The 26,629-nt window shown below is 67.3% G+C and carries 29 protein-coding genes and 8 tRNA genes; 23 read left to right on the top strand and 14 right to left on the bottom strand.

Translation table 11 applies throughout. From position 1 onward, the window contains the following. Window positions 1-38 precede the first annotated feature (38 nt). Window positions 39-1,355: a Gfo/Idh/MocA family protein gene (locus E0H92_RS04885; protein WP_238173316.1), complete on the top strand. Its 1,317-nt coding sequence runs from the start codon at window positions 39-41 to the stop codon at window positions 1,353-1,355. Between the two features lie 66 nt (window positions 1,356-1,421). Here E0H92_RS04885 and E0H92_RS04880 read toward each other — a convergent pair whose 3' ends face one another. The 3 genes from E0H92_RS04880 to E0H92_RS04870 form a co-directional block, all read right to left on the bottom strand. Continuing rightward, window positions 1,422-1,838, bottom strand: a complete 417-nt coding sequence (locus E0H92_RS04880; RefSeq protein WP_131464932.1) for a VOC family protein — start codon at window positions 1,836-1,838, stop codon at window positions 1,422-1,424. 52 nt (window positions 1,839-1,890) lie between these two features. Next, the gene (locus E0H92_RS04875; RefSeq protein WP_131495501.1) at window positions 1,891-2,826 is read right to left on the bottom strand and encodes a hypothetical protein; all 936 of its coding nucleotides are present in this window, start codon (window positions 2,824-2,826) and stop codon (window positions 1,891-1,893) included. Between the two features lie 74 nt (window positions 2,827-2,900). Continuing rightward, window positions 2,901-3,905 carry a magnesium and cobalt transport protein CorA gene (locus tag E0H92_RS04870; protein WP_131283542.1) on the bottom strand — a complete coding sequence of 335 codons (1,005 nt, stop codon included), beginning with the start codon at window positions 3,903-3,905 and terminating at the stop codon, window positions 2,901-2,903. A 130-nt stretch (window positions 3,906-4,035) separates the two neighbouring features. On the opposite strand from E0H92_RS04870, the gene E0H92_RS04865 reads away from it, so the two are divergent. Together E0H92_RS04865 and E0H92_RS04860 are read left to right on the top strand one after the other, a co-directional pair. Further along, window positions 4,036-4,998 carry a 2-hydroxyacid dehydrogenase gene (locus tag E0H92_RS04865; RefSeq protein WP_165549695.1) on the top strand — a complete coding sequence of 321 codons (963 nt, stop codon included), beginning with the start codon at window positions 4,036-4,038 and terminating at the stop codon, window positions 4,996-4,998. Between the two features lie 45 nt (window positions 4,999-5,043). After that, a complete protein-coding gene (locus tag E0H92_RS04860; RefSeq protein WP_202873516.1) occupies window positions 5,044-6,459 on the top strand; it encodes a serine hydrolase domain-containing protein in 1,416 nt (471 codons plus the stop codon). Here E0H92_RS04860 and E0H92_RS04855 read toward each other — a convergent pair. Then, entirely contained in the window at window positions 6,456-7,340 is an 885-nt protein-coding gene (locus E0H92_RS04855; RefSeq protein ID WP_131283551.1) for an RNA polymerase sigma-70 factor, read from the bottom strand. The genes E0H92_RS04860 and E0H92_RS04855 overlap by 4 nt on opposite strands. Window positions 7,341-7,505: 165 nt before the next feature. Here E0H92_RS04855 and E0H92_RS04850 point away from each other — a divergent pair, with 165 nt between their 5' ends. Beyond that, window positions 7,506-7,994: a carboxymuconolactone decarboxylase family protein gene (locus E0H92_RS04850; RefSeq protein ID WP_131495500.1), complete on the top strand. Its 489-nt coding sequence runs from the start codon at window positions 7,506-7,508 to the stop codon at window positions 7,992-7,994. Here E0H92_RS04850 and E0H92_RS04845 read toward each other — a convergent pair. Further along, window positions 7,974-8,504, bottom strand: coding sequence for a DinB family protein (locus tag E0H92_RS04845; RefSeq protein WP_131464926.1), 531 nt, complete (start codon window positions 8,502-8,504; stop codon window positions 7,974-7,976). The two genes, E0H92_RS04850 and E0H92_RS04845, sit on opposite strands and share 21 nt — an antisense overlap. Before the next feature lie 67 nt (window positions 8,505-8,571). Next, window positions 8,572-8,982: a VOC family protein gene (locus tag E0H92_RS04840; protein ID WP_131464924.1), complete on the bottom strand. Its 411-nt coding sequence runs from the start codon at window positions 8,980-8,982 to the stop codon at window positions 8,572-8,574. A gap of 120 nt (window positions 8,983-9,102) precedes the next feature. Between E0H92_RS04840 and E0H92_RS04835 the strand changes: the two genes are divergently transcribed. The 4 genes from E0H92_RS04835 to E0H92_RS04820 all read left to right on the top strand — a co-directional run bounded on the left by E0H92_RS04835 (window position 9,103) and on the right by E0H92_RS04820 (window position 13,528). Next, on the top strand, window positions 9,103-9,477 hold the full coding sequence (locus tag E0H92_RS04835) for a VOC family protein (RefSeq protein ID WP_131464922.1): 375 nt from the start codon (window positions 9,103-9,105) through the stop codon (window positions 9,475-9,477). Window positions 9,478-9,661: 184 nt separating this feature from the next. Continuing rightward, window positions 9,662-10,522, top strand: a complete 861-nt coding sequence (locus E0H92_RS04830) for an SGNH/GDSL hydrolase family protein (RefSeq protein WP_202873515.1) — start codon at window positions 9,662-9,664, stop codon at window positions 10,520-10,522. 55 nt (window positions 10,523-10,577) lie between these two features. Beyond that, a complete protein-coding gene (locus E0H92_RS04825) occupies window positions 10,578-11,333 on the top strand; it encodes an SGNH/GDSL hydrolase family protein (protein WP_238173314.1) in 756 nt (251 codons plus the stop codon). A gap of 302 nt (window positions 11,334-11,635) precedes the next feature. Beyond that, entirely contained in the window at window positions 11,636-13,528 is a 1,893-nt protein-coding gene (locus E0H92_RS04820; RefSeq protein ID WP_238173313.1) for a heparinase II/III domain-containing protein, read from the top strand. A gap of 76 nt (window positions 13,529-13,604) precedes the next feature. Here the strand turns inward: E0H92_RS04820 and E0H92_RS04815 are convergent, their stop codons facing one another. Next, window positions 13,605-14,201 carry a mycothiol transferase gene (locus E0H92_RS04815; protein WP_131464918.1) on the bottom strand — a complete coding sequence of 199 codons (597 nt, stop codon included), beginning with the start codon at window positions 14,199-14,201 and terminating at the stop codon, window positions 13,605-13,607. Window positions 14,202-14,261: 60 nt separating this feature from the next. On the opposite strand from E0H92_RS04815, the gene E0H92_RS04810 reads away from it, so the two are divergent. Then, a complete protein-coding gene (locus E0H92_RS04810) occupies window positions 14,262-14,732 on the top strand; it encodes an NUDIX hydrolase (RefSeq protein WP_165549694.1) in 471 nt (156 codons plus the stop codon). Here E0H92_RS04810 and E0H92_RS04805 read toward each other — a convergent pair. Beyond that, complete coding sequence (locus E0H92_RS04805) at window positions 14,695-15,195, bottom strand: GNAT family N-acetyltransferase (protein WP_165549693.1); 501 nt, start codon at window positions 15,193-15,195, stop codon at window positions 14,695-14,697. The genes E0H92_RS04810 and E0H92_RS04805 overlap by 38 nt on opposite strands. A 153-nt stretch (window positions 15,196-15,348) precedes the next feature. Here E0H92_RS04805 and E0H92_RS04800 point away from each other — a divergent pair, with 153 nt between their 5' ends. After that, on the top strand, window positions 15,349-15,933 hold the full coding sequence (locus E0H92_RS04800) for an NUDIX domain-containing protein (RefSeq protein WP_165549692.1): 585 nt from the start codon (window positions 15,349-15,351) through the stop codon (window positions 15,931-15,933). A gap of 227 nt (window positions 15,934-16,160) precedes the next feature. Here E0H92_RS04800 and E0H92_RS04795 read toward each other — a convergent pair whose 3' ends face one another. The 4 genes from E0H92_RS04795 to E0H92_RS04780 form a co-directional block, all read right to left on the bottom strand. Continuing rightward, entirely contained in the window at window positions 16,161-17,015 is an 855-nt protein-coding gene (locus E0H92_RS04795) for a helix-turn-helix domain-containing protein (protein WP_131495496.1), read from the bottom strand. A 23-nt stretch (window positions 17,016-17,038) separates the two neighbouring features. Continuing rightward, a complete protein-coding gene (locus E0H92_RS04790) occupies window positions 17,039-17,704 on the bottom strand; it encodes an NADPH-dependent F420 reductase (RefSeq protein WP_131495495.1) in 666 nt (221 codons plus the stop codon). A gap of 40 nt (window positions 17,705-17,744) precedes the next feature. Then, window positions 17,745-18,512 carry an SDR family NAD(P)-dependent oxidoreductase gene (locus E0H92_RS04785; RefSeq protein ID WP_131495494.1) on the bottom strand — a complete coding sequence of 256 codons (768 nt, stop codon included), beginning with the start codon at window positions 18,510-18,512 and terminating at the stop codon, window positions 17,745-17,747. A 152-nt stretch (window positions 18,513-18,664) separates the two neighbouring features. Beyond that, window positions 18,665-19,465: an NADPH-dependent F420 reductase gene (locus E0H92_RS04780; protein WP_131495493.1), complete on the bottom strand. Its 801-nt coding sequence runs from the start codon at window positions 19,463-19,465 to the stop codon at window positions 18,665-18,667. 146 nt (window positions 19,466-19,611) lie between these two features. Here E0H92_RS04780 and E0H92_RS04775 point away from each other — a divergent pair, with 146 nt between their 5' ends. Then, window positions 19,612-20,454, top strand: a complete 843-nt coding sequence (locus tag E0H92_RS04775; protein ID WP_131495492.1) for a helix-turn-helix domain-containing protein — start codon at window positions 19,612-19,614, stop codon at window positions 20,452-20,454. A gap of 481 nt (window positions 20,455-20,935) precedes the next feature. On the opposite strand, the gene E0H92_RS04770 is transcribed toward E0H92_RS04775, so the two are convergent. Then, complete coding sequence (locus E0H92_RS04770; protein WP_131495491.1) at window positions 20,936-21,136, bottom strand: hypothetical protein; 201 nt, start codon at window positions 21,134-21,136, stop codon at window positions 20,936-20,938. A gap of 110 nt (window positions 21,137-21,246) precedes the next feature. On the opposite strand from E0H92_RS04770, the gene E0H92_RS04765 reads away from it, so the two are divergent. Together E0H92_RS04765 and aac(3) are read left to right on the top strand one after the other, a co-directional pair. Next, on the top strand, window positions 21,247-21,657 hold the full coding sequence (locus tag E0H92_RS04765) for a hypothetical protein (RefSeq protein ID WP_131495490.1): 411 nt from the start codon (window positions 21,247-21,249) through the stop codon (window positions 21,655-21,657). 349 nt (window positions 21,658-22,006) lie between these two features. Beyond that, on the top strand, window positions 22,007-22,855 hold the full coding sequence (gene aac(3) / locus E0H92_RS04760; protein ID WP_202873514.1) for an aminoglycoside 3-N-acetyltransferase: 849 nt from the start codon (window positions 22,007-22,009) through the stop codon (window positions 22,853-22,855). A gap of 376 nt (window positions 22,856-23,231) precedes the next feature. Here the strand turns inward: aac(3) and E0H92_RS04755 are convergent. Then, window positions 23,232-23,307 (bottom strand) — tRNA-Thr (locus E0H92_RS04755). 250 nt (window positions 23,308-23,557) lie between these two features. Between E0H92_RS04755 and E0H92_RS45450 the strand changes: the two genes are divergently transcribed. From E0H92_RS45450 to E0H92_RS04725, 10 genes are all read left to right on the top strand, one after another. Further along, window positions 23,558-23,689 carry a hypothetical protein gene (locus E0H92_RS45450; protein WP_275670083.1) on the top strand — a complete coding sequence of 44 codons (132 nt, stop codon included), beginning with the start codon at window positions 23,558-23,560 and terminating at the stop codon, window positions 23,687-23,689. A 244-nt stretch (window positions 23,690-23,933) separates the two neighbouring features. Continuing rightward, window positions 23,934-24,009 (top strand) — tRNA-Pro (locus E0H92_RS04750). Between the two features lie 148 nt (window positions 24,010-24,157). Further along, window positions 24,158-24,231 (top strand) — tRNA-Arg (locus E0H92_RS04745). Window positions 24,232-24,233: 2 nt separating this feature from the next. Beyond that, a tRNA-His gene (locus tag E0H92_RS44030) sits at window positions 24,234-24,307 on the top strand. 38 nt (window positions 24,308-24,345) lie between these two features. Beyond that, window positions 24,346-24,419 (top strand) — tRNA-Leu (locus E0H92_RS04740). A gap of 88 nt (window positions 24,420-24,507) precedes the next feature. Continuing rightward, a complete protein-coding gene (locus E0H92_RS04735; protein ID WP_131464910.1) occupies window positions 24,508-24,954 on the top strand; it encodes an HNH endonuclease in 447 nt (148 codons plus the stop codon). Window positions 24,955-25,000: 46 nt separating this feature from the next. Continuing rightward, window positions 25,001-25,073 (top strand) — tRNA-Gln (locus E0H92_RS44025). 11 nt (window positions 25,074-25,084) lie between these two features. Beyond that, window positions 25,085-25,177 (top strand) — tRNA-Ser (locus E0H92_RS44020). Window positions 25,178-25,202: 25 nt separating this feature from the next. Beyond that, window positions 25,203-26,393: an RtcB family protein gene (locus tag E0H92_RS04730; RefSeq protein WP_238173312.1), complete on the top strand. Its 1,191-nt coding sequence runs from the start codon at window positions 25,203-25,205 to the stop codon at window positions 26,391-26,393. Window positions 26,394-26,433: 40 nt separating this feature from the next. Then, window positions 26,434-26,524, top strand: a tRNA-Ser gene (locus E0H92_RS04725). The last annotated feature ends 105 nt before the right edge of the window (window positions 26,525-26,629 follow it).

Raw genomic sequence — 26,629 nt, 5'->3', positions numbered from 1 at the left:
TGCTAGCGTTTGTGTCTACACGAGTAGAAGGAGTCACCGTGGCCAGACGCTATGCAGTCGCCGGGACCGGTTCGCGAGCACAGTCCTATATCCGCGCGATCCTCCAGGAGCACCCCGAGGAGGCGGAGCTGGTCGCCCTGCTCGACTCGAACCCGGGCCGGCTCGCGTTCCACCAGCGGAAGCTGACCGAGCTCGGCGGTCCTGAGCTCCCGCAGTACGGCGCCGAGGACCTGGAGCGGATGGTCAAGGAGCAGGCCGTCGACCGCGTTGTCGTCACCAGCCCCGACTACACGCACGCGGCGGTCGTGTCGCGGCTGCTGCGGGCGGGTGCGGACGTGATCGTCGAGAAGCCGCTGACCATCGACGCGGACGGGACCCGGCAGATCGTCGACGCGATGAACGAGTCGGGCAAGTCCGTCGTCGTCACCTTCAACTACCGCTACTCGCCGCGGAACAGCGCGCTGCGGCAGCTGATCCAGGACGGCGAGATCGGGCAGGTCACCAGCGTCGAGTTCCAGTGGGTGCTCGACACGCGGCACGGCGCCGACTACTTCCGCCGCTGGCACCGCGAGAAGAAGAACTCCGGCGGTCTGCTGGTGCACAAGGCGTCCCACCACTTCGACCTGGTGAACTGGTGGATCGCCTCGACGCCGACGCGCGTGTTCGCCTCCGGCGGGCTGGCCTTCTACGGCGCCGACAACGCGGCGGCCCGCGGGCTCGGCGAGCGTCCGGCGCGCGGCACGATCGACGGCGCCGCCGACGACCCGTGGCTGCTCGACCTGCGCACCGACGACACGAACCGGCAGCTGTACTACGAGAACGAGAAGTACGACGGGTACCTGCGCGACCAGGACGTGTTCGCACCCGGGATCACGATCGAGGACAACATGTCCGTGATCGCGGAGTACGCGAACGGTGCGCGGCTGAGCTACTCGCTGAACGCGCACTCGCCGTGGGAGGGGTACCGCGTTGCCGTCAACGGCACGCTCGGCCGCGCCGAGCTGGAAGTGGTCGAACGGGCCGCGGTCGTCGACGACCAGATCGACCCGAGCTACCCGTCCGACCGCGTGATCGCCGGCGACGTGCGCACCAACGGCGAGAGGCTCGTGCTGCAGAAGCACTGGGCGCCTGCCGTCGAGGTCGAGATCCCCCGCGGCGAAGGCGGCCACGGCGGCGGCGACCGGCTGATCTACGCTGACCTCTTCGTTGGCCCCGGCAACGATCCGCTGGGACGCGCGGCCGACGTCAACGACGGTGTCCGCGCCGTCGCGGTCGGCATCGCCGCCAACCAGTCACTAGCCACCGGCCAACCGGTCGTCATCACCGACCTCAACCTCGGCGGCTGGGGCTCGTAGCTGCTTGCGTCCGAAGAACCGTGGGTTACAGCCCTCGGATCTTCGGACGCAAGAGAGCTGTCTCGGCTACCAGGCAGCGGGCTGGCCGGGGCGGTGGGTGCCGAAGGTCCATTCGTAGCCCTCGGGGTCGGCGACGCGGCAGCGGTAGTTGCCCCACTGGGTCAGTTCGGGCTTCCACACCACGTCGGCTCCGGCGGCCGTGGCCTTCGCGAAGATGGCGTCGACCTCGTCCTGCGTGTCGAAGCCGACGTACAGCCCGTGGCCGACGGTTTCGCCTTTACGGGCAGGGCGGTCGTAGCCCTCCTCGTCGGTGAACAGGGTGAACGCGACACCGCCGTACCGCATCTCGGCGTGCATGACGCCGCCCTTGTCGTCCGGCACCTCCATCGTGGTCTCGAAGCCGAACGCCTTCTCGAGCCAGCGGAGGGCACCGACCGCGTCGCGGTAGCCGAAGTATGCGTAGAGCGTTGCTGTGTTCGTCATGTGTCCAGCTTGGAGCGGGTAGCGGTCGGGAGCTGACCGCTACCCGATCCAATTACTTACGGAACTGCCCCGGGCCGAGTATCTGCCAACCCTTGGCGGTCGGTGTCTGCAGTGAGCTCAGCGGCATGCTGAACGTGTGGACCAGCCGATTCGGCCGGCTGATCGCCCAGAAGGTCGGGTGCCGTCGATCCGAACGATCCCAAGCGATGCCCTGACCCTGTACGTCGGGCAGCTCGACGGTCGCGATCCAGCGGAGCTCGGCACCTGCGACCGGCAGTTCCATCACGTAGGCCTCACCGAGGTCGTGGCCGGTAAGCCAGAGCCGGCCGTCCGGTCCCCAGGAGCCGCCGGAGTTCGACATCGGCTTGAAGCGGTCCAGGATCGGCTTCGGGATCGTCCAGGACGCGAGCGGCTGGAACTTGTCGTTCAGCTTCACGACCTGGGTGTTGTACGTCTGCCCGTACGGCTGGTTCGTCTCGTCGGAGATGTCGTCGTAGTTCGCGAACCCGGCCCACCACGCCCCGTCGTGCCAGTCCAGCCAGGTCAGCGAGCCACGGTAGATCCCGAACGAGTACGAGTCGACGTGGCGCATCGTCTTGGTGTCGAACACCTCGATCGAGCTCTCCATCGGCCACTCGGGGTAGTTCGAGTGCACGGCGTACAACTTGGAGCCGACGACCACACCGCTGTCCATGTGCTTGAACGGGCCGTCGGTGTCGCCCGCGAACTGCAGCAGCGGCGCACCGGTGCGGCGGTCGTGCTTGGTGATCGTGCGGTTGTTGACGGCGTAGAAGTACTTCGCGTCGACGGCGATCGCCTGGTTCGCGTCGAACGCCGGGTACGACGTGAGCGGTGTGGCATCGTACGTCGGCGGTGTCACGGCCGTCGTACTGACGTCGACTGTGCGCACCGGAACAGCGGACGCCGGGGACAGGACGACCGCGGCCAGTACTGCCGTCGCGACGACGAGGGCGGGGAGCTTTCGCATCACAACCTCCAGGGGATGTGGATCGTGCTCCCGACCCTCGGCTCGCCGGCGGAACACCGTGTGAATCAGGCCGGTCAGGTAGCTTGCCGTCGGGCTGCTCGTTGGCGGCGGAACCAGATCGCCAGCGCGATGCACGGAATCAGGAGGCCGCCGATGCCGAGGGCGAGGAAGTCCCACTCGGCGCCGATGTGGTCGACCAGCCAGCCGAAGTTCTGGCCGAAGAAGCCGGTGACGAAGGTCAGCGGGAGGAAGACCGTGGCGAGGATCGTGAGCTGCTCGATCGTCGCGTTCTGCCGGACGCTGACCTTGGTCTGCTCGACGCCGATCACCGCCATGTTCGCCTCCAGGACGGTGGCCAGCAGGTCACGCTGAGCGGCGACCTCCTCGTTCACCAGGACGAGGTGATCGTGGACGTCCCGGAAGTACGGCAGGAGCGCGGTGTTGCGGGCATCGCGTTCCAGGGTCGCGAGGACGGCGATCAGCGGGTGGACGGCGCGGTAGAAGTCGGTGACCTCGCGGCGCAGGAAATAGATCCGCTCGGTCGGGGCGACCGAACCGGCGAACACCGTCCGCTCGACCTCCTCGATGTCCCGCTCCAGTTCCGCGACGACCGGGCCGTACCCGTCGACGACCTGGTCGAGGATCGCCCAGAGCACCGAACTCGTCCCGCACTCCAGCAGCTCGGGCCGCTGCTCGAGCCGGATCCGCGCGCCGTGCAGGTCACTCGCCACGCCCTGACGGACGGTGATCACGAAGGCCGGCCCGACGAAGACGCTGACCTCGCCGAAGTCCACTTCCTCGCGCTCGTCGTCGTACCGGGCGGTGCGGAGGATGACCAGGCGGATGTCGCCCTCGTACGGCTCGACCTTGGGGCGGAGGTGGAACGTTTGCGCATCCTCGACGGCCAGCTCGTGCAGGCCGAAACTCTCCCGGACCTCGGTCAGTTCCTCGGCGGTCGGCTCGTACATCCCCAGCCAGACGAACCCGCCCGCGCGGCAGCTCGCGGCGGCGTCCGCGACCGACATCGCCTCGACGTGCTGGCGGCGACCGTCCCGGTAGTAAGCGCAGTCGATGATCATGGTGACCTCCTGCCCTGATCGTCGTCGTTTCGGCCGCCGGGGCAACAGGGTCCGCGGGTGAACTTCGGTTTCCGTTCAGATGCTGGTCGGGTTCCTGGCCCCGGTCGTGGCCGTCGACAAAGATGAGGCCATGGGACTACCAGTCGTGTTGATGCCAGGACCGATGCACGAAGCCGTCGCCCCCGGGCTGGACGGTCACTGCGAGCTGATCCGGCTCTGGGAGGAGAGTGACCCGGACGCCGTCCTCGCGGCCCGCCGGGACGAGATCGTCGCCGTCGCCACGGGCGGTACGGCGATCGACGGCCCGTACCTCGACCGCCTGCCCGCGGTCCGCCTGGTCGCGAGCTTCGGCGTCGGCTACGACCGCATCGACGCGACGGCCGCCGCTGAGCGCGGTGTCGTGGTCACCAACACCCCCGGCGTCCTGGACGACGAGGTCGCCGACACCGCGCTCGGTCTCTTGCTGATGACTGTGCGCGAACTGGGGCAGGCAGAGCGCTACCTTCGCGACGGCAAGTGGGCCGACGGCGGGCCGTACCCGTTGACCCGCGCGACCATGCACGGCCGCCGGATGGGCATCCTCGGCCTCGGCCGCATCGGCCAGGCGATCGCCGACCGCGTCCAGCCGTTCGGCATCACCGTTGCCTACCACAACCGCAGCCCGAAGGACGTCGAGTACCAGTACTACCCGTCCCTGGTCGAGATGGCCGCCGACGTCGACATCCTGATGATCGTCATCCCGGGCGGCGACACCACCCGCCACCTCGTCAACGCCGAAGTACTGAAGGCGCTAGGCCCCGACGGCATCGTCATCAACGTCGCCCGCGGCACCGTCGTCGACGAGCAGGCCCTGGTCGACGCCCTCCGCACCAACACCATCCACGCCGCCGGCCTCGACGTCTTCGAACACGAGCCCAAGGTCCACCCCGACCTCCTCACCCTCCCCAACACCGTCCTCCTCCCCCACGTAGGCTCCGCCACCATCCCCACCCGAACCGCCATGGCCAACCTCGTAGTCCAAAACCTCACCACCTACCTGACCACAGGCACCCCACTAACCCCCGTCCCCGAATCCACCCGCCTACTCAGCTAGAAAAGCACGGGCCTAACATCCCACAGCGTTGTTACTGTTCCTGGCGTGTCTGCTCTGTTGCCGCGTTCTGCGCCTCGTGCTGTGGGGGTTTCGGGGCGTTCGATTCTTGAGTTGTTGGATCGGCTTGAAGAGCAGGGCGTTGAGTGTCACTCGATCATGGTGGTGCGGCGGGGGTATGTGGTCGCGGAAGGGTGGTGGGCGCCTTACTCGGCGGAGCGGCCGCATCTGCTCTACTCGCTGACGAAGTCGTTCACCTCGATCGCCGTGGGGCTCGCGGTCGCCGACGGGCTGCTCGCGCTGGATGATCGGTTGGTCGACGTACTGCCTGACCACGTTCCGGACGACGTTTCGGAGCAGGGGCGACGGATCACCGTTCACCATCTGCTCTCCATGACGGCCGGTCACCCCGAGGACAGTCTCGAAGAGGCCTGGCGACTCGAACCGGACGATCTGGTGAAGGGCTTCCTCCGCGTACCGTTTGCGGACGCCGAGGGAACACGGCACACGTACGACAACTCGACCACCTACATCCTCGCCCGGATGGTCGAACGGGTCACGGGCCGCGACCTCCGGGAACTGCTCGACGAACGCCTGTTCAAGCCGATGGGTATCGACCACGCCGAATGGGACACGGTGGCGAGCGGTGCCGCCTTCGGGTTCCACGGGCTGCACCTCACAACCGAGGCTGTCGCCGCGTTCGGTGAGTTGCTGCTGCACGGAGGCCGCTCACACGGCCGACAGCTCATCCCGCGCGAGTGGGTGGAGCTCGCGACCAGTCGGCACATCGAGACGCTCCCGCTGCCGAACTGGGCGCCGAACCCCGATTTCCTGAGCGGCTACGGGTACCAGTTCTGGATGTCGCGGCACGGGTACCACGGTCACGGCTCCTTCGGTCAATACTGCGTGGTTGTCCCCGAGCACGAGCTCGTGATCGCCGTGACGGGCTCCGTCAACCCGACGAACGAGCTGCCCGGCCTGTTCTGGGACTCCTTGTTCCCCGGCCTGGACGACCCGGGAAGCGCGGAGGACGACGAGATCCTCGCCGAGCGGCTACGCCGGCTGTCCTTGGCGCCGGTGCCAGGCTCCGTGGGACCAGAGCGATCCGTGGAGGCGAACGCCGACGGCTCCTCCTGGGATTCGCCCTTGCCCGACGGGACCGCAGTGGTGGTCGATGCCACGGACGGCGGTTGGCTCCTGCGGCTGGGATCCGACCTCGAGATCCAGGTTGGGTACGGCGAGTGGCGGGAGAGTTCCCCGCTCGGCCGTCCGATCGTCGCGACCGGCGCCTGGCAGGGCGACACGTTCGTCGCAGACCTGTACGTCATCACCAGCCCACACCGCGTACGCCTGGTGGTCGACGCCGGAACAGCCACAGCGGCGTGGAACGTCGTACCGCTGACCACCCCCAACCTGGAGCTACACCTGCGTGCCCCGCTGATGACACGCCCCGACGTCAGTTAGCGGGTCAGGAAGGTCTCCTCCGTCAGGTGGGCAAGCTTGGCGGGGTTCCGTACGGCGTACAGGCCGGCGATCTTGCCGTCCTCCACGTGGAGGACGGTGACCGTGTCCACCTCGTCGCTGAAGCGGAGGATCAGTGCCGGTTGCCCGTTGATCTGGGTGATCTCGAGGGACCCTTCCGCCAGCCGCTCGACAGCCAGCGCGAGGAGGCGGGCGACCTTCTCGGCACCGACGACCGGACGCGGGAGGGCCTGCACCACGCCGCCGCCGTCGCCCAGGAAGACCACGTCGGGGGCGAGGATATCGACCAGGCCCTGGAGGTCGCCGGTGTTCACGGCACGCTGGAATGCCTCCAGTGCGTCGCGGGTCTGGTTGGCGGAGACGACGCCGCGCGGGCGGCGGGCGGCCACGTGGGAGCGGGCCCGGTGCGCCACCTGGCGAACGGCTTCGGGGGTCTTGTCGACGGCCTTGGCGATCTCGTCGTAGTCGAGACCGAACACCTCGCGGAGAACGAACACGGCCCGTTCGGTCGGCTTGAGCGTTTCGAGGACGAGCAGCATCGCCATCGACACGCTGTCGGCGAGTTCGACGTCCTCGGCGACGTCCGGCGCGGTGAGGAGCGGTTCGGGCAGCCACGGACCGACGTACGACTCCTTGCGGCGGCCGAGGGTGCGGAGGCGTTGCAGGGCCTGGCGGCTGGCGATCCGGACCAGGTACGCGCGGTGGTCCTGCACCGTGTCGAGGTCCACCTTGACCCAGCGCAACCAGGTCTCCTGCAGGACGTCCTCGGCGTCCGCGGCCGAGCCGAGGAGTTCGTAGGCGACGGTGAACAAGAGGTTGCGATGAGCAACGAAGGCCTCGGTGGCCCGGTCGGTACCGGTCATGGCTTGGCTCCTTCTGCGCGCGTGTGTCACCCACAAGATGCCGCCCGCGCCGATCCTGTGACATCGGGGCCGGTATGGCGCTCGTCACGCCGGCCGGCTGTCACGGGACCGGGGCCGGCGGCATCTCGTGGTCATCCAGTAGATCCCATAGTGAGGACGACGACGATGGAACCCCGTATCGACCTGATGCAGAACGAATTCGGCGGCAAGCTCGCGAAGCGGATGTACGCGGTCCACAGCCTCGTGCAGCAGACCGGCCTGCCGACGGCGACCCAGAACCTGGTGATGCTCCGGGCCAGCCAGATCAACGGCTGCGGTAACTGCATCGACATCCACGCGAAGGAGGCCGCGGCCGAGGGCGAGACTACGACTCGCCTGAACCTGGTCGCCGGCTGGCGGCACTCGACGGTGTTCACCGAGGAGGAGCAGGCCGCGCTGGCGATGACCGAGGAGGCGACCCGGCTCGCCGACGCGTCCGAGGGCGTCTCGGACGAGACGTGGGCCCGCGCGGCGAAGTACTACGACGAGAACCAGCTGATCGGGCTGGTCACGCTGATCGCCATGATCAACGCGACCAACCGGATGGCCGTCACGCTCAACCAGCTCGGCGGCTCCTACGAGCCCGGTCTCATGTCAGCCGCCATCAGCAGCTGAACCGGCTGTGTCGAGATCCCAGATGCGCTCGGTCTCCCAGGCGTATTCCCAGGCCTGGATGTCGGGCGGCTGGATGCCGAGGCCGGTGAGGATCGCGCAGACCTGTTCGCGGTGGTGGTTGGCGTGGTTGATCGCCTGCGCGACGAAGATCCCCGCGCGCGTTTCCCGGGTGTTGTCGTCGATGACGATCACGCGGTCGACGTCGAACGGCTGGGTGAGGAAGTACTCCCACAGCACGCCGGCCTCGGAGTTCCAGGTGGCCAGGGTTTCCAGATCGGCCGCCGGTTCTGTGTCCACCCACTCCAGCGGGCGGTCGACGATGCGGCGCAGGTAGCTGCCGTCGCACTGCACGATGTGGTCCAGGGTCGCGAGAATGCCGCCGTACGTGCCGACGCCGGTGATCTCCAGCTGCTCGGCGGTCAGGTTCTGGGCGCGGCAGAACGCGATCAGGCTGCCGGTCGCCCAGTTGTTGTGCCGGATGGGGTCGTAGAGCACGTCGTTGAGTCCCATCCGTCAACGCTAGCCGCGTACGCCGTGCCCGGGACACCGGTTTTCGTCCCGGGCACGGCGTACGGCGTCAGCTCGCGGCGACGTTGACCATCCAGTTGATGCCGAACCTGTCGGTGACCATGCCGAACTCGTCGCCCCAGACCTGCTTCTCCAGCGGGACCGTCACCTTGCCGCCGTCAGCGGACAGCTTCTCGTAGTAGCCGCGCAGCTCGTCGCCTTCGCCGCTGAGGCTGATCGAGATGTTCTCGCCCGGGTTGTACGGCATGCCCTGCGGCGTGTCGGCCGCCATCAGCGTGAACCCGCTCGGGGTCTCCAGCTGGCTGTGCATCAGCTTCTCGTCGTCGTCCGGTCCGTGACCGGTGCCGAACTCCTTGAAGGTGTTCGCGGACAGCTCGCCGCCGAAGACTCCCTGGTAGAACTCCATCGCGGCACGCGCGTCGCCGTCGAACTGGATGTACGGATTGAGCCGAGATGCCATCGACCTTTCCTTCCCCCAAACGGCCGGACCCTCTGGCCCGGCGCTCATGCTCCGCACAGTAGACCCGGCCGCCGACAGTCCGCGACCCCCTGAATCCCGCTGTCCGGTTAAGGTCTGCGCATGTTGCTGCGACACATCACGATCGATGCCGGAGACCCCTACAAGCTCGCGCAGTTCTGGAGTACCGTGACCGGCTGGCCGGTGGCCGACGGGGACGTGCCGGGAGACGACGAGGTCCTGGTGCAGGCGCCGGCGCCGCTTCCCGGGCTGCTGTTCATCGCGGTCCCGGAAGGAAAATCGGTGAAGAACCGGGTGCACCTCGACTGGGGCCCGACGGAACGGACGCGGGATCAGGAGGTCGAGCGGATCCTGTCGCTCGGCGGCACGATCCACGAGGACCACCGGGTCCCGGACGGCCGCGGCTGGGTCACGATGAAGGACCCCGAAGCCAACGAATTCTGCGTCGAACGCAGCGATGCGGAGCGCGCCGGCTGATCGGTCCCGCCGTACGTCGCTCGTCCGCACCACCCGTCGTGATCGAACCCCCACGTCCCGTTTACCTATCCAGGAATTGGCTCTTCGGGGATCCTGGTGTGGGGAACCGGGGGGTTCGCTCCGGGGTGTTGGGGGTAGGAGCATGCAGCGAATTCGGGGGTCACCGCGTCATGTCAGTGTAGGGATGCGGAGGCTGGGGGGCGTCGAGATGTTGCAACAGGTGCGGGACAAGCCGGGGCATGGGCACCACAGGAAGCCGTCCGCGTGGCGGGCGTTCCTCGGGTCGGTCCTCGCGATCGGTGTGACACTGCTCGTGGTGGCGTTGCTCGGCGCCGTCCTCGTCGTACTGGACCCGCGGTCGACGAGCGCCGACACCGCCGCCAGCGGGTCGTACAGCGTCCCGTCGGGCGGTCCGGGACGCTACGGATCGGGCACGCTCGGCCCGTGGCAGAACCTGATCCACCGGATCAGTCCCGAGGACCAGATCCGCGAGGTGCTCGCGTTCGACGGGGTCTTCATGTTCGGCGACAGCATCGCCGTCCAGGACAGCGCCGCGCTCGAACGGCTGCTGGCCGATCGCACCGGCGACGCGATCGCCTTCCACGACTGGTCCGGGCAGCCGGCGTCGGCGGCGGTCGATGCGCTCGAAGAGTGGTCGCGGACTTACGGTCTGCCACGGCGGATCGTGATCGCGGCCGGGACGAACGACATCTTCGACCCGCTCGCGTTCGCGGAGCAGATCGAGCGCGCGTTGCGGATCGCCGGTCCGGACCGGACGGTGTACTGGGTGAACGTGTACGTCGACCGCACCAAGCTGCCGGCCGCCGTACGGGCTGCCGATCGGGCCAACAGCGCGTGGATCAACCAGCAACTGCAGGACGCAGAGTTCCGGCACGAGAACCTGCGGATCATCGACTGGTCCGGGTTCCTCACGTCCCAACCGAACGGCCCGGCGCAGTACCTACGGGACGGCGTTCACACCAGCCAGCCGGACGGCGGGTCCGCCCGCAACGAGCTGATCGCGGACGCGATCCGAAATCGCTAGCCCGCGTGCCAACCTCGAGGCCGGTGTCCGCGTGAACAGAGCTGAGGAGGTAGGCATGTTCATCAAGCGCTGGTCGACCTCGGCCGCCGTCATCGTGGTCCTGACCGCGTTCCTTCTGGCGCTGCTGCATCTCGAAGCCCCGTCCGCGCACGCGAAGGCCGCCGCACCGGTCGTCAACTCGGGGGCCTACGGATCCGGCGCGCTCGGGTCCTGGCAGGCGAACAATCGGGTGATCTCGAGCAGCGCGGAGGTCCGCCACGTGGTCGCGTCCGACGGCGTGGTGCTGTTCGGGGACAGCATCGCCGTACAGGACGGCGCGGCGCTCGGCCGGCTCCTCGGGCAACAGCTCGGTACGTCGTTCGCGCAGTACAGCTGGGCCGGCCAGCCGACCTCCGCGGCGGTCGACGCTCTCGAACAGTGGTCGCGGAGCTACGGCCTCCCGCGGCGGATCGTGATGGCGGTCGGGTCCAACGACATCTTCGACCCGCCCGCGTTCGCGGCACAGGTCGAGCGGGCGCTCCGGATCGCCGGCCCGCAGCGATCCGTGGTCTGGGTCGACGTACAGGTGTCCCGGACGGACGAGCCGACCGTGGTCCAGGTCGCAGATCAGCGCAACAGCGAGTGGATCAACCTGCAGCTGTCGCAGGCAGCGTCGCGGCATCCGAACCTGCGGATCGTTCATTGGGCCGAGTTCCTGGCGGCCCAGCCTGAGCGGCTGCACACCGATCTGCGTGACGGGCGGCACACGACCGTGCCGACCGGTCAGAACGCGCGGAACGCCCTGATTCTGCAGGCGATCCGGACCAGCTGACGCTGCCCTTCCGGGCAACCGGAAACCGGAGTCGCCGATCCGCGCAACTTTTCGGAGCACTCACGACATCTATGAGGTAGAGGAAACAATCTGACCTCGGGGGGAACCGATGGCGACGTACACGACAGGAGCTGACCGGCCGATCTGATGCCGGGTGCAACCTTCGGCGACGCGCTCCACGTTTTCTGAAGTACCGCGACTCAGCGACACCACCACCGTGACTCTGACCCGGGGATCGCCCCACCCGAATTCAGGTCTAGGCCAGAATAGTCATGCCTTCGGGTATGGGGGGAGGACCAACGATGCCGGCGAGACATCTCCGCACGTCCAGTACGACGCTCCGGCTCACGATCGCGTTGCTCGTGAGCGTCGCCGTACTGGGCGCCGTGCTGATGATCCCGTGGGGCGGCTCCGAGCCGGAGGCCGCTCCGGACCCGACCGTGAGCCACACGCCCGAACCGCCCACGCCGCCGCCGGCACCGGTACGGCAGAACGTGTACACGTGCCCGGCGTACAGCGGGATCGACCACGCGAACCCGGTCGCCAACCTCTACAAGGACACGTTCACGTGGGGTACGACGCCGCCCACCAAGGTCGGTGACGGCAAGGGCAACATCAACTGGCGGATGAACCCGGCCAACAACCCCAGCTGGTACATGTGGCTGCACTCGCTTCGTTGGCTCGGGCAAGGAATCGACGCCGCCGCGCGCGGTGACAAGGCCGCGCTGCAGCGGGTCAGTGCGATCACCCACGACTGGGTCAAGGACAACCCGTACTCGTGGAAGTCCGACGTCGGTGCGTACGAGTCGACGATGCACCGCACCAACGTGCTGATCTGCCTGCGGCAGGCGGTGCTGTCGGGGCTGAAGGTGGCGCGGCTGCCGCTGACGTACGCGTGGCTGGACAAGGCATTGCTGCAGCACGCGTGGTTCCTGCAGAAGAACTACAGCGGCGACTGGAACCACGGCACCGACGAGAGCCTGGCGTTGTTCGGCATCGGGTGCACGCTGCAGCGCGACGACCTGAAGAAGATCGCGTCCGACCGGCTGACGAGTGCGATCAAGACGTCGATCGACACGCAGGGCTCGACGAACGAGCAGTCGACGGCGTACGCGCAGTTCAACTACGCGCTCTGGGGACGGGCGATCGACGTACTGCGCAAGTGCGGCGCCGATCCCGGTACGACGATCACGGCCCGCCGGCGGGAACTCGCGAAATGGCTCGCGCTGGCGACCAACTCGCTCGGGAACCTGCCGCAGCTCGGCGACTCCGAGGTGGTGCGCACGGCGCCGGTCACCGGCACGGTCCTGGAGTACGCCGGCACGCTCGGCAAGCGCGGGATCCGGCCGACGCAGCGGATCGGGATCTTCGACGCCGGGTACATCTTCGGGCGGACCGGCTGGGGCGAGAAACGGCCGTTCACGCAGGAATCGACGTACAGCATCCGGTTCGGGCCGACGCGGAGACTGCACGGCCACGAGGACCACACGTCGATCACGTACACCTCGCGCGGGCGGGACATCCTGATCGACGGCGGGCACGCCGGGTACAAGATGGACGAGTGGCGGAGCTGGGCGAAGAGCCAGTTCGCGCACAACGAGCTGACCGTGGCCTCGGCCGCGGCCGAGCACCCGGACACTCGGTTGACGCGGTCCGCGATCGGCGCGACGTCGGAGTTCTACGAGTTGAAGGACAAGCTCGGCGCCGTCGACCGGACGCGCGACGTACTGGTGCTCAAGGATCCCGACCTGATGGTGGTGCTGGATCGCGGCTCGTCGGCCGCGGAACAGGAGTACTCGACGCTGTGGCATCTGCCCGCGGACCAGAAGGTGGTTGTCAGCGGCAACGACCGGGCGACGGCCGCGCGGCCGGGTGACACCGTGAAGACGACGCTGCTGCAGATCCCGTTCCAGCAGCAGACGACGCCGATCGAGGTGACGACCGGGCAGCAGGACCCGATCCAGGGCTGGCACTACACGACCATCGACAAGCGCCTGCCGTCGCCGGTGGTGAAGTTCAACCGGACCGGGCAGAACGCGAGCATCCTGTCCGTGATCGCGCCGACCCGCACCAACGCGACGGTCTCGTACACCACGTCGATGCAGGGCTCACGGATGATCGTGAACCTGACGGTCGACGGCGTGACGACGGTGATCGGGGTTTCCGCGGACGGGACCCTGCAGCGGATCAAGTAGGTTCGCGGACCGCCAGCACTCAACAACTGCCGCTCCTCGGCACGCGCTGAGCGTGAACCGGGGTCGCCGACGCAGGTTATGTAGTGGTGGCGGTCCGCTTCGGGCCGACCGGCTTCCAGTCGCGGGGCGGGTCCTCGCCGACGCGGCCGTCGACGGCCTCGCGGATCAGGTCCGCGTGGCCCGTATGGCGGCCGTACTCCTCGATCAGGTCGCAGACCAGCCGGCGGAGGCTCGCGTGCCGCCCGTCCGGCCAGGTGATGTCGGCCGGCTGGTCGAGCCCGCCGTCGGCGATCGCCGCCGTCAACGTCGCCCGGGATCGCGCGACCGCCCCGTCCCACAGTGCGTACAGCTCCGCGGGCGTGTTGTCGACGGCGGAGTTGAACTCCCAGTCGTTGTCGTCCCGCCAGCCGTTCTCCAGCCACGGACCGCTCATCGGCTTCCCCTGGAACTTCACGTCGAACAGGTAGTCCTCGTTCGCGGCCAGGTGCTTCATCAGCCCGCCGAGCGTGATCGACGACGCCCCGATCCGCGTGTTCAACCCGTCCGCGTCCAGCTCGTCGACCTTGTAGCGGAACGTCGTACGCAACCGGTCCAGAGCGCCGACCAGATGCTCGACGTCACTCCCCGCCAACGGCGGCTCCCACCACGGCGACACCCACGCAGTTTCACTCATGGCAGCACGGTAGGCCCGATTCCGGACACTCCCCTTCCGGAACCTGCAATACTCGCCCGCATGCAGCGATATGCCGGTGTGATCGCACGGTACGACGGGATGGTCGCGGTGGTCCGGGAGCGGTACGAGGCCTGGGACGCGCCGTACTGGAACCTGCCGAGCGGCGCCGTGGAGGACGGTGAGACCCCCGCGGACGGCGCGGTGCGCGAGCTGCGCGAGGAATCCGGACTGGTCGCCGCGGCGGGAGACCTGGAGCTGGTGTGGACGACGCGGACGACGGCCGACGGTCACGTGACGTCGCGGTCGTGGAACTACGTCGTCGACGTGAGCGATCCCGCGTTCGCGGTCGACGATCCGGACGGGTCGGTCATGGAGGTGCGGTGGGTCCCGGTCGAGGACGCCGTACGGCTGCTGAGCAAGATGCCGTACCCACCGATCGCCGTACCCGCGGTCGACTACCTGGCGTACGGCATCCGCGGGCGGGACTGGGGTTTCACCCTCTACGGAGAGACGTGGAGCTGGGACCAGTAAGGGTTCGGCGGACGACGACGTTGCGTTTGGCCGACGTACGGTCCTCGGCGTACGGCGTGAAGCCCGCGGCGAGGAAGGTACTGAGTACGCCGCGGCCGGGGTCGCCGGGCATCGCCTTCACCGGGTAGGCCTCGACGATCCGCGCACCTTCGTTGCGCGCGTACTCGACGGCCGCATCGACCATCGGCGACGTCAGCCCCTGCCCGCGGTACCCGCTCTTCACGAACAGGCAGTTGATCGCCCAGATCGTCTCGTCCTCCGGCTCGTCGATCGGCAGCACCCGCGAGCGGACGATCGCGGCGTACTCCGTCCGCGGGGCGACCGCACACCAGACCGCCGGGCGCTCATCGACGTACCCGATCAGCCCGACCGGGACGCCTGCCTGGACAAAACCCTCCAGCGCGGCGCGGTTCTCGGCGCCTCCGTTCGCGGCAACGATCGACGCAGGCAGCCGACGAGCCATGCACCAACACCCCCGCGTCCCACCACTCGGCCCGAACAACTCAAGCAGATCCTCCCACCGCGCCTGATCGACCGGCTGCGCCTCCATCCGCGCATTCAACCACGCGCAGTTTCCCCCGGGCTGCGTGTCGGATAGCTGTGGTTGGCTGGCAGCGTGAGTGATGACGTTCATTTCACCGCCAGATTCCCCACCAAACGTATAGCTGCCGACTGCCTGTTCACCGATCACGCGGACCGGCTGCTCGTGCTCAAACCCCCGTACAAGCCGACCTGGGACCTCCCCGGCGGAGTTGTCGAACGCGATGAGTCACCACGCCTCGCTGCCCAGCGTGAGGTCCTGGAGGAGATCGGTCTCTTGATCGAGCCGGGCAAGCTTCTCGCCGTGGACTGGATACCGCAGTCAGGAGAGTTCACGGAAATCGTCGCGTTCCTGTTCGACGGCGGGGTACTGGCACCGGCCGACATCGACCGGATGGTGCTCCAGCCGACGGAGGTCACGTCCTCCCGGTTCGTCACGCTCGACGAGGCTGCGGACCTTCTCGACCCAGAACAGTTCGCACGTGTCGCAGCCGGATTCAAGAACCGACGGGCGCCGGAAGCCGTGTACCTCGAGAACGGCGTCGCGGCAACCGTCGTACGCGAGGATGGTGCCCATGGAGATCAGTCCGCGGCTGACACGCTGGATCAACCGCCAGTTCCCCGAGGGCAGCGCGGAGAGGGTCCTGTCGGAACTTCGTGAGTTGCCCGATCAGGTCATCGGCGGCCAAGACCCCGAACGAATCCACGCCGCCCTCGTCATCCGCACCGCAGGCAACTGGCACCGATTCCAGCAACACCTAACCCTCGCCAAAACAGACTGGCGAGACGCCCTGGTAGCAGCCGACCTAGCCAACCCAGACTGGCCGGCCCACCTGGACGCGCTACTTGGACCCAACAAGTAGACATACGAAACCCGGATCATGCGTCTCAGCGCCGTGCGGTCTCGGCAATCCGCTCGCGGAGCAGGTCGAGCTTGTCGGCGTCGGGAGTGCCCGGCTCGGCCCAGTTGAGCACGATGTGCAGGTCGGCGCACTCGATCGTGAGGATGTCGCAGTCCAGGGTGATCTCGCCGAGCTCAGCGTGCACAACCGTCTTGCGGGAGCGCCCGGTCGGCACGGTCTCGTAGCGTGTCCAGAGGTCGGCGAACCGGGGGTTGGCTTCGCGCAGGGCGCTGATCAGTTCGGCCACCGCGCGATCATCTGGATAGCGGTCGGCGGCCCGGCGCAGGTCGGCAACCATCCTGCGCTCGAACGCGTCGGTGTGCTCGGTGTCGCGCTCGATGCGGGACGCGCCGACCGGCCGCGCGGCGGCGAAATGGCCCCAGATCAGGTTCTGCGTCCGGGGACCCACCTGGGTGGGGTTGCCGAACAGCTCGCCCCACAGCGGGTTCCACTGGACGGCGTCCCACGCGGCGGTGAAGACGGCCACCGGGGTGTCACTCATCCGGTCGATCATCCGCTGGACGCCGGGAGGTACGGCGTTGGGCACCGAGCCGGAGGTCGGGGCGACCGAGCCCGCCAGGCGGTAGAGCAGCTCCCGGTCCACGGCGTTCAGGCGCAGGACCTGCGCGAAGGCCCCGAGGACCTGGGGTGAGGGGTTGGAGGCGCGACCCTGCTCGAGTTGCACGAGGTAGTCGACGGAGATACCGACCATCAGCGCCAGTTCCTCGCGTCGCAGGCCCGGCACCCGGCGGTCGCCGCCGACCGGCATGCCGATGTCGGCCGGGCCGATTCGCCCTCGCCAGGCCCGCAGTGCGGCGCCCAGTTCGGTATGGGTCTTCATTTCTCCAGTATGCGTGCCCATCATCAGGCCGGGATTCCGCCGACCGCGACGGTCGGCGCGATTCGGTCGAGGGCGCCCTCGAACTGGTTGTCCGCAAGCAGGTGCATGAGAACATTGAGCTGCTCGATGTTGCGCGCGGAGGTCAGTGGCCCGGCGTCGAGCGCGGTGAAGCCGGCGTCTTGCGCGAGCGTGCGCACCTGGGCCTTGGCCGAGGAGTCGTCACCGGCAAGGAACACAGGTGGGACGGACTTCGGTTCGGGCCACCGCCTTGCGTCGAGCAGGGTGGACGGCATGGTGTTGAACGCCTTCACCACCCGCACGTCAGGGAGCCGGCGCTGCAGCTCTTCGCTGGTCGACGACCGTGCCATGAAGTAGGCGTCGTAGGAGTGCTCGAAGTCGCCATTCACCTGCAGCGGGTTCATCGTGTCGATCACGACCTTGCCCGCCAACGGGCCGACGGCCTGCAGCACGGCGTCCAACCGTGGCCAGTACACCGAGAACAGCACCACCTCGCCGAACTCGGCCGCTTCCGCGGGTGTGCCACGGACAGCCCGCGGGTTCTGCTCCATGAATGCGTCCAGCTTCTCCTGCCCGCCGTCTTTGGCCACCATTACGTCGTGGCCTGCGGCGAGCCATGCCCGTGCCAGGGCGCGCCCGATGTTTCCTGCGTTGACTACTCCGATATGCATGTCTTCCTCTGGTGGAGCTGGTTGGTTGCTGTGCAAGGGGTCAGAGCTGATAGCCGCCGCTGGCCTCAATGACCTGCCCGGTCACCCAGCGGCCCTCCTCGGAGGTCAGGAAGGCGACTACCGCGGCGATGTCGGAGACCTCGCCGAACCGTCCCAGCGCAGTGTCCGCCTCGATCGCGGTCACCAGGTCGGCGTTCTCACGAACGGCTGTGTTCATGTCCGTACGCACCCACCCGGGCGCCACGGCGTTGACCGTGATGCCGCGTGGTCCGAGCTCCATGGCGAGCACACGAGTCAGGTTGTTGATGGCGGCCTTGGCCATCGAGTAGACGGGAACGGACTGCATTGGCCGCGTACCCGCGGCGGACGAGACGTTGACGATCCGCCCGCCGTCGGCGAGGCGGCTCAGCGCGGACTGGATGACGAAGAAGGGTGCACGGGCGTGGACCGCGAACATCGTGTCCCAGCTCTTCGGCGTGGCGTCCGCAAGGCCGCCCCAGCCGGAGTTGCCCGCGTTGTTGACGAGCAGGTCGAGGGACGCGCTTCCGGTGCGCTCGGAGAGCTCACGGTCGAGCTGGTCGAACAGGTCCGGGATCGATCCCGCGTCGGAGAGGTCGGCGTGCAGCGCGACGGCGCTTCCCCTGGCCTGCTCGATGGCCGCGACCGCCTCGTCGGCACCCGCCTTGCTCGCGTTGTACGTGAGCGCGACGGTCGCACCCTGGCTCGCGAGACGTTCGGCGATCGAGCGGCCGATACCCCGTGAGCCCCCGGTGACGAGAGCGGTCTTCCCAGAAAGCAACTGCGACATTGAACATTCCTTGATGGGTGGTGGATCGCAAACTGAATCAGCGCGACTGATGGGGCCCTCGGCCCAAGATCGATCCTCCGGTCGCCTGCTCCGGGGTGCCAGGCGCCCGTGTTCCCTAGGACTCCGGGTACCACCCAGGTCCTGCCTACGCGCTACTTCTGGACGGTGTTGCCGCTCGCGAGCTCCAGGAAGATGGCGACGTGAGCCGGAGGCATACCGGCGAGGGTTCCACCGACGGGCTCCGGGCGAACAGCGCTGTCGATCATCTTTCGGGCGGTCTCGGGTGAGACAGGTGGCACCGGGGCCTCGAGGTAGTACCGCTTCTCCGCGTCCTCGGTGAGTCCGTCCGGCATGACCGGCGCATACGGCCAGAAGTAGATCGGAGTACCGGGCTCGATGCGCCAGCTCTCAGCGAGCGAGCCGGCGTCGACGACGTCATAGCCGACCGACTCCAAGAACTGCGTCATGATTCGCTTCGCGCCGTCGTCGTTCCCGGCCACCGGAATCGTCGTCCGTTCGGCGTCACCCTTCGGGCGGGCGTTCGAGTACATGTGGTTCCAGTCGAAGTTGTGCAACCCCTTGATGACGATCGAGTCCTTGAGGTGGCGCTGCACGAGTTCGCTCGAGGTGAGCGCCAGGCTGTCCAGCTCGGTGTTGCGCCAGAACTCGGGGTAGTAGTTCGTCTGATCAAGTACGATCTTCCCCGCGAGCTTCTCCGCCGGCAGCGCCTCGAAGCTGGCCAGCGGAAGCGGGAGCGCAACGATGTCTCCCGCCGCGATCGCTTCGTCGACGGTTCCGGCGCGTGCGAGTGGACCGAGCTCCTGGACCAGTCCCGAGATCGTCTCCGGGCCCCGCGAGTTACTGAGCACGACGTTGTAGCCGGCGCCGACGGCCAGGCGGGCGAGCGAACCGCCGACCAGGCCGGAGCCGATGATTCCGATGGTCTGTGTCATCACTGGATCTTTCTTGTACGAGGCAACGGCGAAGTGCCCTGCCGACGACCCGATCCTGTGCGTGCTCCCGGGGAGGTACCAGGCGTCGTTCTCGCTATGACTCCCAGTACCACCCAGTCCTCGCGGGGGAGGCTCATACTGACCAAGTGGCTACCCGGACCGAACTAGGCCAGGCGCTGCGCGGCTGGCGAGAGAGCATCAGCCCGGCGGCCATCGGCCTGCCCACCGGCGGCCGCCGCCGGGTGCCTGGCCTGCGCCGCGAGGAACTGGCGCTGACGGCCGGCATCTCCTTCGACTACCTGGTGCAACTCGAGCAGGGACGCGCCGCCAATCCCTCCCCTCAGGTGCTGCACGCTCTGGCGGAGGTACTGCGTCTGGACGCCGTCGACCGGGAGGTCCTGTTCCGCCTCGCCGGTTCGAGGGCTCCTGCCTCGGGCTCGGTACCGCGGCAAATACCGGCCGGGGTGCAGCGGATGATCGACCGGATGAGCGACACCCCGGTGGCCGTCTTCACCGCCGCGTGGGACGCCGTCCAGTGGAACCCGCTGTGGAGCGAGCTGTTCGGCGACCCCACTCACGCACCGAGTCGGAACATCGTCTGGGGACACTTCGCCGCAGACACCCCGGCGGGTGCCTCCGCTGTGGAGCGAGACAGAGCACACACCGATGCGTTCGAGCGCATGATGGTGTCCGATCTACGGCGCGCCGCCGACCGGTACCCCGACGACCGCGCGGTCGCCGAACTGATCGACGGTCTCCGCGCGTCCTCGCGCTTCGACGAACTCTGGGCACGCTACGAGACCCTGCCGTTGGCAGGCTCACACAAGACGGTCCTGCATCCCGAACTCGGCGCGATCACCCTCGACTGCGACATCCTCGCCATCGAACGCGCCGACCTGCACATCGTCATGAACTGGGCCGTCCCGGGCACTCGCGACGCAGACAAGCTCGACACCCTGCGCGACCAAGCCGCGACCGCAACACGCTGACACCGCAGGACCACGACCAAGGAAAACAAAGAACCCCCAGCCTCAGAGAGTGCTCTCTGACCTGGGGGTTTGCTGGAGCCGCCTGTCGGAATCGAACCGACGACCTTCTCATTACGAGTGGAGCGACGGCTGTCCAGGGCATCGTTTCGGAGGTCGCTAAAGCGTTGACGTGCGGTGCAATCGTCCGTGCCCATCCATCGGCGTCCACGTGCCTGTTAGCACGCGCGTTAGCAGGATGGTGGCTGTCCGCCGCCCAACCGCGACGACAGCAGACAGCCCCATCCGGACGTCACAAGGTCAGTCCTTGGCCTGACACTGACGACAGCGACGATACCCACCGGTCCCGGCTACCTTGTTCCGAGGCGGAATCTGCTGGCCGGCCGGGCAGTCGTTGTAGTCGTGATAGACGTCTGGATCAGTCGGATTGCTTGAGTGATACGGCGGAACCTTCGCCATCTCTCCCCTCGGTTTCGGCCTTCTCTCAGGCCTTGCTGATTGGGGGCCAGATGCGCTCGAACCGGTGACGAAGGACCGGCTCACCATCCACAAACAGCACCTGAGGCCGGCCACCGTCCCAGATCCACCCCTCGCTCTGGACTGTGGTGAGCCAATCAGTCAGCTTCATCCCGCCCTGCGCCGACGCCACGGCGTAGTCGTCGTGCTTCGTCTTCTGTCTAGACACCTCCACCCCCTTTGTTGCGTAATCGCGAGGTGTGGGCGAACTGGTACACGGAGCGGCATTCCGGTTCGGTGCTGGAGCCGAGCTCCCGGTGCCTGCGTCAGACTGGCATGGTGCCTGAAGAGACGCACGAAGAAGCATTGAGACCCCTGACCAATGACGAGCGGGCCGAGCTGATCGCCGAGCACGACAGGCTCATGGATGCGATCTCTGGCTGGCAGTTCCGCATGGGCCCGGTCCGGTTGAGAGGGTACTTCAACTCAATGCGGTTCGCGCGCTACTTCGTCGGCTTCCACATCGTCGTTGGCCTCGCAGGTGCGGCGCTCATTTTCTTCGGAGGATCTCCACGCGACCTCGGTATGGCGATGGTAGTGGGCGCGCTCTTTGGCTTCGGCGCCTTCCTTGCGCAGGTGTGGACCATGCAGGTCGAGAAGGAACACTGGCTGGAAGAGGACGACATCAGGCGTCGATACAGCGAGGTCGTCAACCGGATGCGGACGTTGGATACGAACGCCGAGGAGTAGGCCCAGCGCCACACCTGCCCCTCCCGCTGATAGCTGCCAGCCGGCTAGCAGCCAGATGATCAACTTCTAAAGGAGCGGCATCCGGGCCACGCCAGTGGTCACCAGAACGGCGGCAGACAAGGGATCTCGCCTCTCGGCGGTTTCTCATCGCTTGCCGCCGTTTTCCGGTGGTCTGTGTACTGGATGTGTACTGCATAGCCAGCTTGGAAGAACGGCCGAACCCACGCTCACCACCCGGGTGCTGAGCCTGAGCCAGTGCCCTCTGGGTGACCCCAGTTGACCCGTGCTGCCCCTCCTAATCGCTCGCTAATCGCTGGCGACGTTGATGCCACTGCACCAGGATGATGTTGTGGACTTTCCTTCCGAGTCGATGCTGAACGATTCTGACTTCGCACCTCTGACACGGTCACAGATCACACAGGCTCTGATCGGCCTCGGCGTAGTCGAAGGCGAAACCTTGATGGTCCACGTCCGGCTGTCGGCGTTGGGGTGGGTTGTCGGTGGCATCGACACCGTAGTGCTGTCCCTCCGAGACGCGCTTGGCTCTGATGGCACGTTGCTCGCGTTCTGCGGTTGGGACGACAGCCCGTATCACGTCTCGTTCTGGCCGCCGCACTGGCAGAAGGCCTACGAGGAGATTCCGGCATTCGATCCAAAGGTGTCATCTGCTCGTCGAGACTTCGGACGCTTCCCTGAGCGGCTCCGCACCTGGCCAGGAGCGTTGCGCAGCACCCACCCCGAGGTCAGCTTCACTGCTCTCGGCCGCCATGCCGCGAACCTGGTTGCGGGAACCGATGATGACAACCCTTGGGGCGTGGGCGGACCGCTGGGCCGTCTCGTCGATCTGGGCGGCCGGGTGTTGCTACTTGGCGCACCCCTCAAGACCTTGACCCTCTGCCATCACGCTGAGGCTGTCGCCGACGTTGCAGGGAAGCGCTACCACAGCTATCGCATGCCGGTGCGCACAGACGCTGGAACCATCTGGCGGGACTACTGCACGCTGGATACCTTCTACGGCGCTTTGCCCTACTGGGAACGTCCGGATCTCCCGATCGATAGCGCAGTCGGAACCCTCGCGCTACAGGCGGTTCAGGCAGGTGCCGGACGAGAGGGGACCATCGGAGCGGCGACAGCCTGGCTGTTCGACTCACGCGCGACAGTTCAGGCCGTTGTCGCGTGGATCGAACGACATTTCTAGAACGTCGCGGCCGCGCCCGACGTCGACACTTGCCCCGTCCCCTGACAGCTGCCAAACCCAGGCCGGCGCGGCGCATGTCAAGAGTCGGCTTGCCGATCCGTAGGACGCGAAGCGCTCTTGACGTGTGTCGTGGTGGCCGGACAATCGAGCGGCCAGGGGGACGGGGCCACCCGCCGGCCTTCGGTCCGATGCACTCGGCACCTCGTCGGCGGAGTGGACGGTTCAGGATCGCCGTACGAAGGTGGGCGTCCGCGCTGGTGCCTAGTTAGCAAGCGCGTTAGCAAACTCGCACCATGAGCCGCACCACGACGCAGCCGAGAGATGCAAGACCCCAGGTCATGTACGCCGTGACCTGGGGTTTCTCCGTGTGAGGGAGTGGAGCCGCCTGTCGGAATCGAACCGACGACCTTCTCATTACGAGTGAGACGCTCTGCCGACTGAGCTAAGGCGGCGGGTTGCTGCGGCAAGAGTGTAGCGGGAGGTGGGGGAGGATTCCGAATCGGATACTGGGGGCGGGGGTACGGCGGGGCGCGGGGTGTGGTCGGGGTCACTTGGGGGCGGGGCGGAACCTGGGTGGGGTGGTGGGCGTCGGAGGGGTGGTTGAATTGGGTGGGAACAATTGTTTTGCGGAAATGCGTTGACTTCCTTGTGGGTGTTGGGTGAGACTATTTCCCGCGAGACCAAGACCTTGAGGAGAAGATCGTGTACGGAACGCACATCCTGAACGAAGCCTGGCGGCCGGGCCGCGCGGCTTTGTCGGCGTGCCTGCGATCCGTGGGCGACGACACCGCCTACCACCAGCTCAGCCTGTGCACGGACGGCCCACCTGGGTGATCTCCGCGTGGAGAGACCTCCAGGAGCCGTCTGAGCCGGGTACCGGCAGCAGGCGGCTCTTTCTTTTGCCCGAACCACGGGCCATCGCCGATGCGCAATGGTTGCGGACCGGATTCCAAACCCGCGTCATGAGGGTTCGATTCCCTCCATCGGTGCTTTCCGGTATTCACGGATATCGGCACGAACAATTGACAACTGGACATTCATCGCAATTCTCCCGGCGCCTTGTGGGGCCGGGAGAGGACCAGTTGTAGGCCAGCGGCCAGGCCACCTCATTTGGGTTGAGGGGATCGGGGGTTCGAGTCCCTCCAACTGGACCAGGCGCCCGCAGGATGCTCAGCTACCGGCCGAGCGGGCGCCACAACCAGGTCGGCGTCTGCAGCCAGGGGAGGCTCTGGACTGCCGCTGCCGACCCATCCATGCGCCCTGCGCCGGAAATCCGCAAGACATCCGGCGCAGGGCCGGTGAACGCCCGTGGCTCAACCGGACAGAGCGCCTGCCTACGAAGCAGGAGGGTGCAGGTTCGAATCCTGCCGGGCGTGCTGTGTCCGAGGCAGAAGCGGGCGATGCGCCGGGACGTGACCCCGGAGGAAGCGGGTTCGAGCCCCGCCGGACACCCTGAAGTACGTCGTACTCACGCACTGTGAGAACGACTTGCGGCTCTGGCCCAACTGGGAGAGGCGCCTGGCTTAGAACCAGGAGGTTCAGGGTTCGAATCCCTGGGGCCGCACGGATCAACCAACACTGAGACCGACCGACACCGAGATCGCCGACCTGCTGACCGCGGGTCGGGCACACTGGATGGGAGGAGGAGCCACATGAGCGGTGTCATCGTTCTGAACGCCTCGTACGAGCAGTTGCACGTCGTGTCGATCCCGCATGCCATCCGGATGCTCGTCCGGGAGGTCGCCGTCGTCGAGGAAGCCCACGACGGCGCCAGCATCGGACCGTTCCCCCTCCCCCGCGTCCTGCGTCTCGTCCGGTACGTCGTGATGAAGTGGCGCTACGCCTCCGGCGGGCTGCAGTACACGCGGGCCGGCGTACTGAAACGCGACAAGTACACCTGCGCGTACTGCGGCCAGCTCGGCGCCACCACGATGGACCACGTGATCCCACGATCACGCGGCGGTCGGGGAGAGTGGCTGAACGCCGTCGCCGCGCACGCGCGCTGCAACGAGAAGAAGGGCTCGCGCACCCCGGAAGAGGCCGGCATGCCGCTGCGGTGGCAGCCGTGGGTCCCTTCCCGTGCCGAGATAGCGCTCTGACGCGACACCCAGCAGATCGCCTGCCGGTGTCGCGGCCGGAGTGCGATGCCAGGTGGGCGCCGGTGACCCACCCTCGGTTCTGACCCGAGGCCCCGCAGGTTCGAGCCCTGCCCTGGCAGCTGAAAAACCTGGTGAGATAAGCCGAGTGTCAGGCCTAGCGGCAGCCGTCTCGAAAACGGCAGGTCCTTCAACGGACGTCTGGGTTCGAATCCCAGTCTCACCGCATGCAGACGAACGAGGAGGGAATCGTGGAGCTTCCAGTTGAGCTGAGTGGGGCCAAGAGCTCCACCCTGATGTGGGCGCAGGAGTACGACGTCGACGCGAAGGCCCTGCAGCAGCTGCGGAACATCGCGGCGCTGCCGTGGGTGCACGGCGTCCGGGTGATGCCGGACGTGCACCTCGGCAAGGGCGCGACCGTCGGGTCGGTGATCGCGATGAACCAGGCCGTGTCGCCGGCCGCCGTCGGGGTCGACATCGGGTGCGGGATGGAAGGTGTCCTGACCTCGCTGTCGGCTTCGGATCTGCCGGACGACCTGTCGGCGATCCGGTCGCGCATCGAGGCCGCCGTACCGGTCGGCTTCCGGGCTCACGAGGACCAGGTCGGCGTACGGCGGCTCGGGCTGGACCCGCGTCCGTGGGACAAGCTGTGGGGCGAGTTCACGAGTCTGCACGACGGTGTGCAGGACCGGGAGCGCAAGGCCAAGCAGCAGATGGGGTCGCTGGGCTCCGGCAACCACTTCATCGAGGTGTGCCTCGACGACGAGGACCGCGTGTGGCTGATGCTGCACTCCGGCAGCCGGAACATCGGCAAGGAGCTCGCGGAGCGGCACATGCGGATCGCCCGGGACCTGCCGCACAACGCGGATCTCCCGGACCGTGACCTGGCGGTGTTCCTGTCCGGTACGCCGGAGATGGACGCGTACCGTCGCGACCTCACGTGGGCCCAGGAGTACGCTGCCCGGAACCGGGCGGTCATGCTCGCGCTGGTGATGCAGGCGGTGCGGGACTCGTTCGAGGTCGACGTACGGTTCGAGCAGCCGATCTCGTGCCACCACAACTACGTGGCCGAGGAGCACATCGACGGGCTCGACCTGCTCGTCACCCGCAAGGGTGCGATCCGGGCGGGGCGTGGCGACCTCGGGCTGATCCCGGGGTCGATGGGCACCGGTTCGTACGTCGTTCGTGGGCTCGGCTCGGAGCGCTCGTTCTACTCGGCCTCGCACGGGGCAGGCCGGCGGATGAGCCGCAACGAGGCGAAGCGCCGGTTCACTGTGGACGACCTGGTCGCCCAGACGACCGGTGTCGAGTCCCGCAAGGACGCCGGCGTGATCGACGAGATCCCCGCCGCCTACAAGGACATCGACTCGGTCATCGCCGCCCAGTCCGACCTGGTCGAGGTAGTCGCCCACCTCAAACAGGTCATCTGCGTCAAGGGCTGAAAGGTTCCTGCCGTGGTCAGGGGACACGGCAGGAACCCCAGGTGAGGTCCGCCTGTTGGTAGGGGCAGCGGTTTGCTAAACCGTCGGTCGGCTGGCATGTCGGCCCGTGAGTTCGAATCTCACTCTCACCGCTGGGCGGCCGGGACGGACCGGCCGCCCTGCCAGGCCCCGTACGTGGTTGTTCGCAGTTCTGCGCGTGGCGGTTTGGGTAGTTCTTCCGAAGCGGGAGTCTGTCG

It is taken from the genome of Kribbella speibonae (assembly GCF_004331375.1).
Lineage (GTDB): Bacteria > Actinomycetota > Actinomycetes > Propionibacteriales > Kribbellaceae > Kribbella > Kribbella sindirgiensis.
The sequence above is the reverse complement of the archived record's forward strand: the minus strand, read 5'-3'. Positions and strand labels throughout refer to the sequence as shown.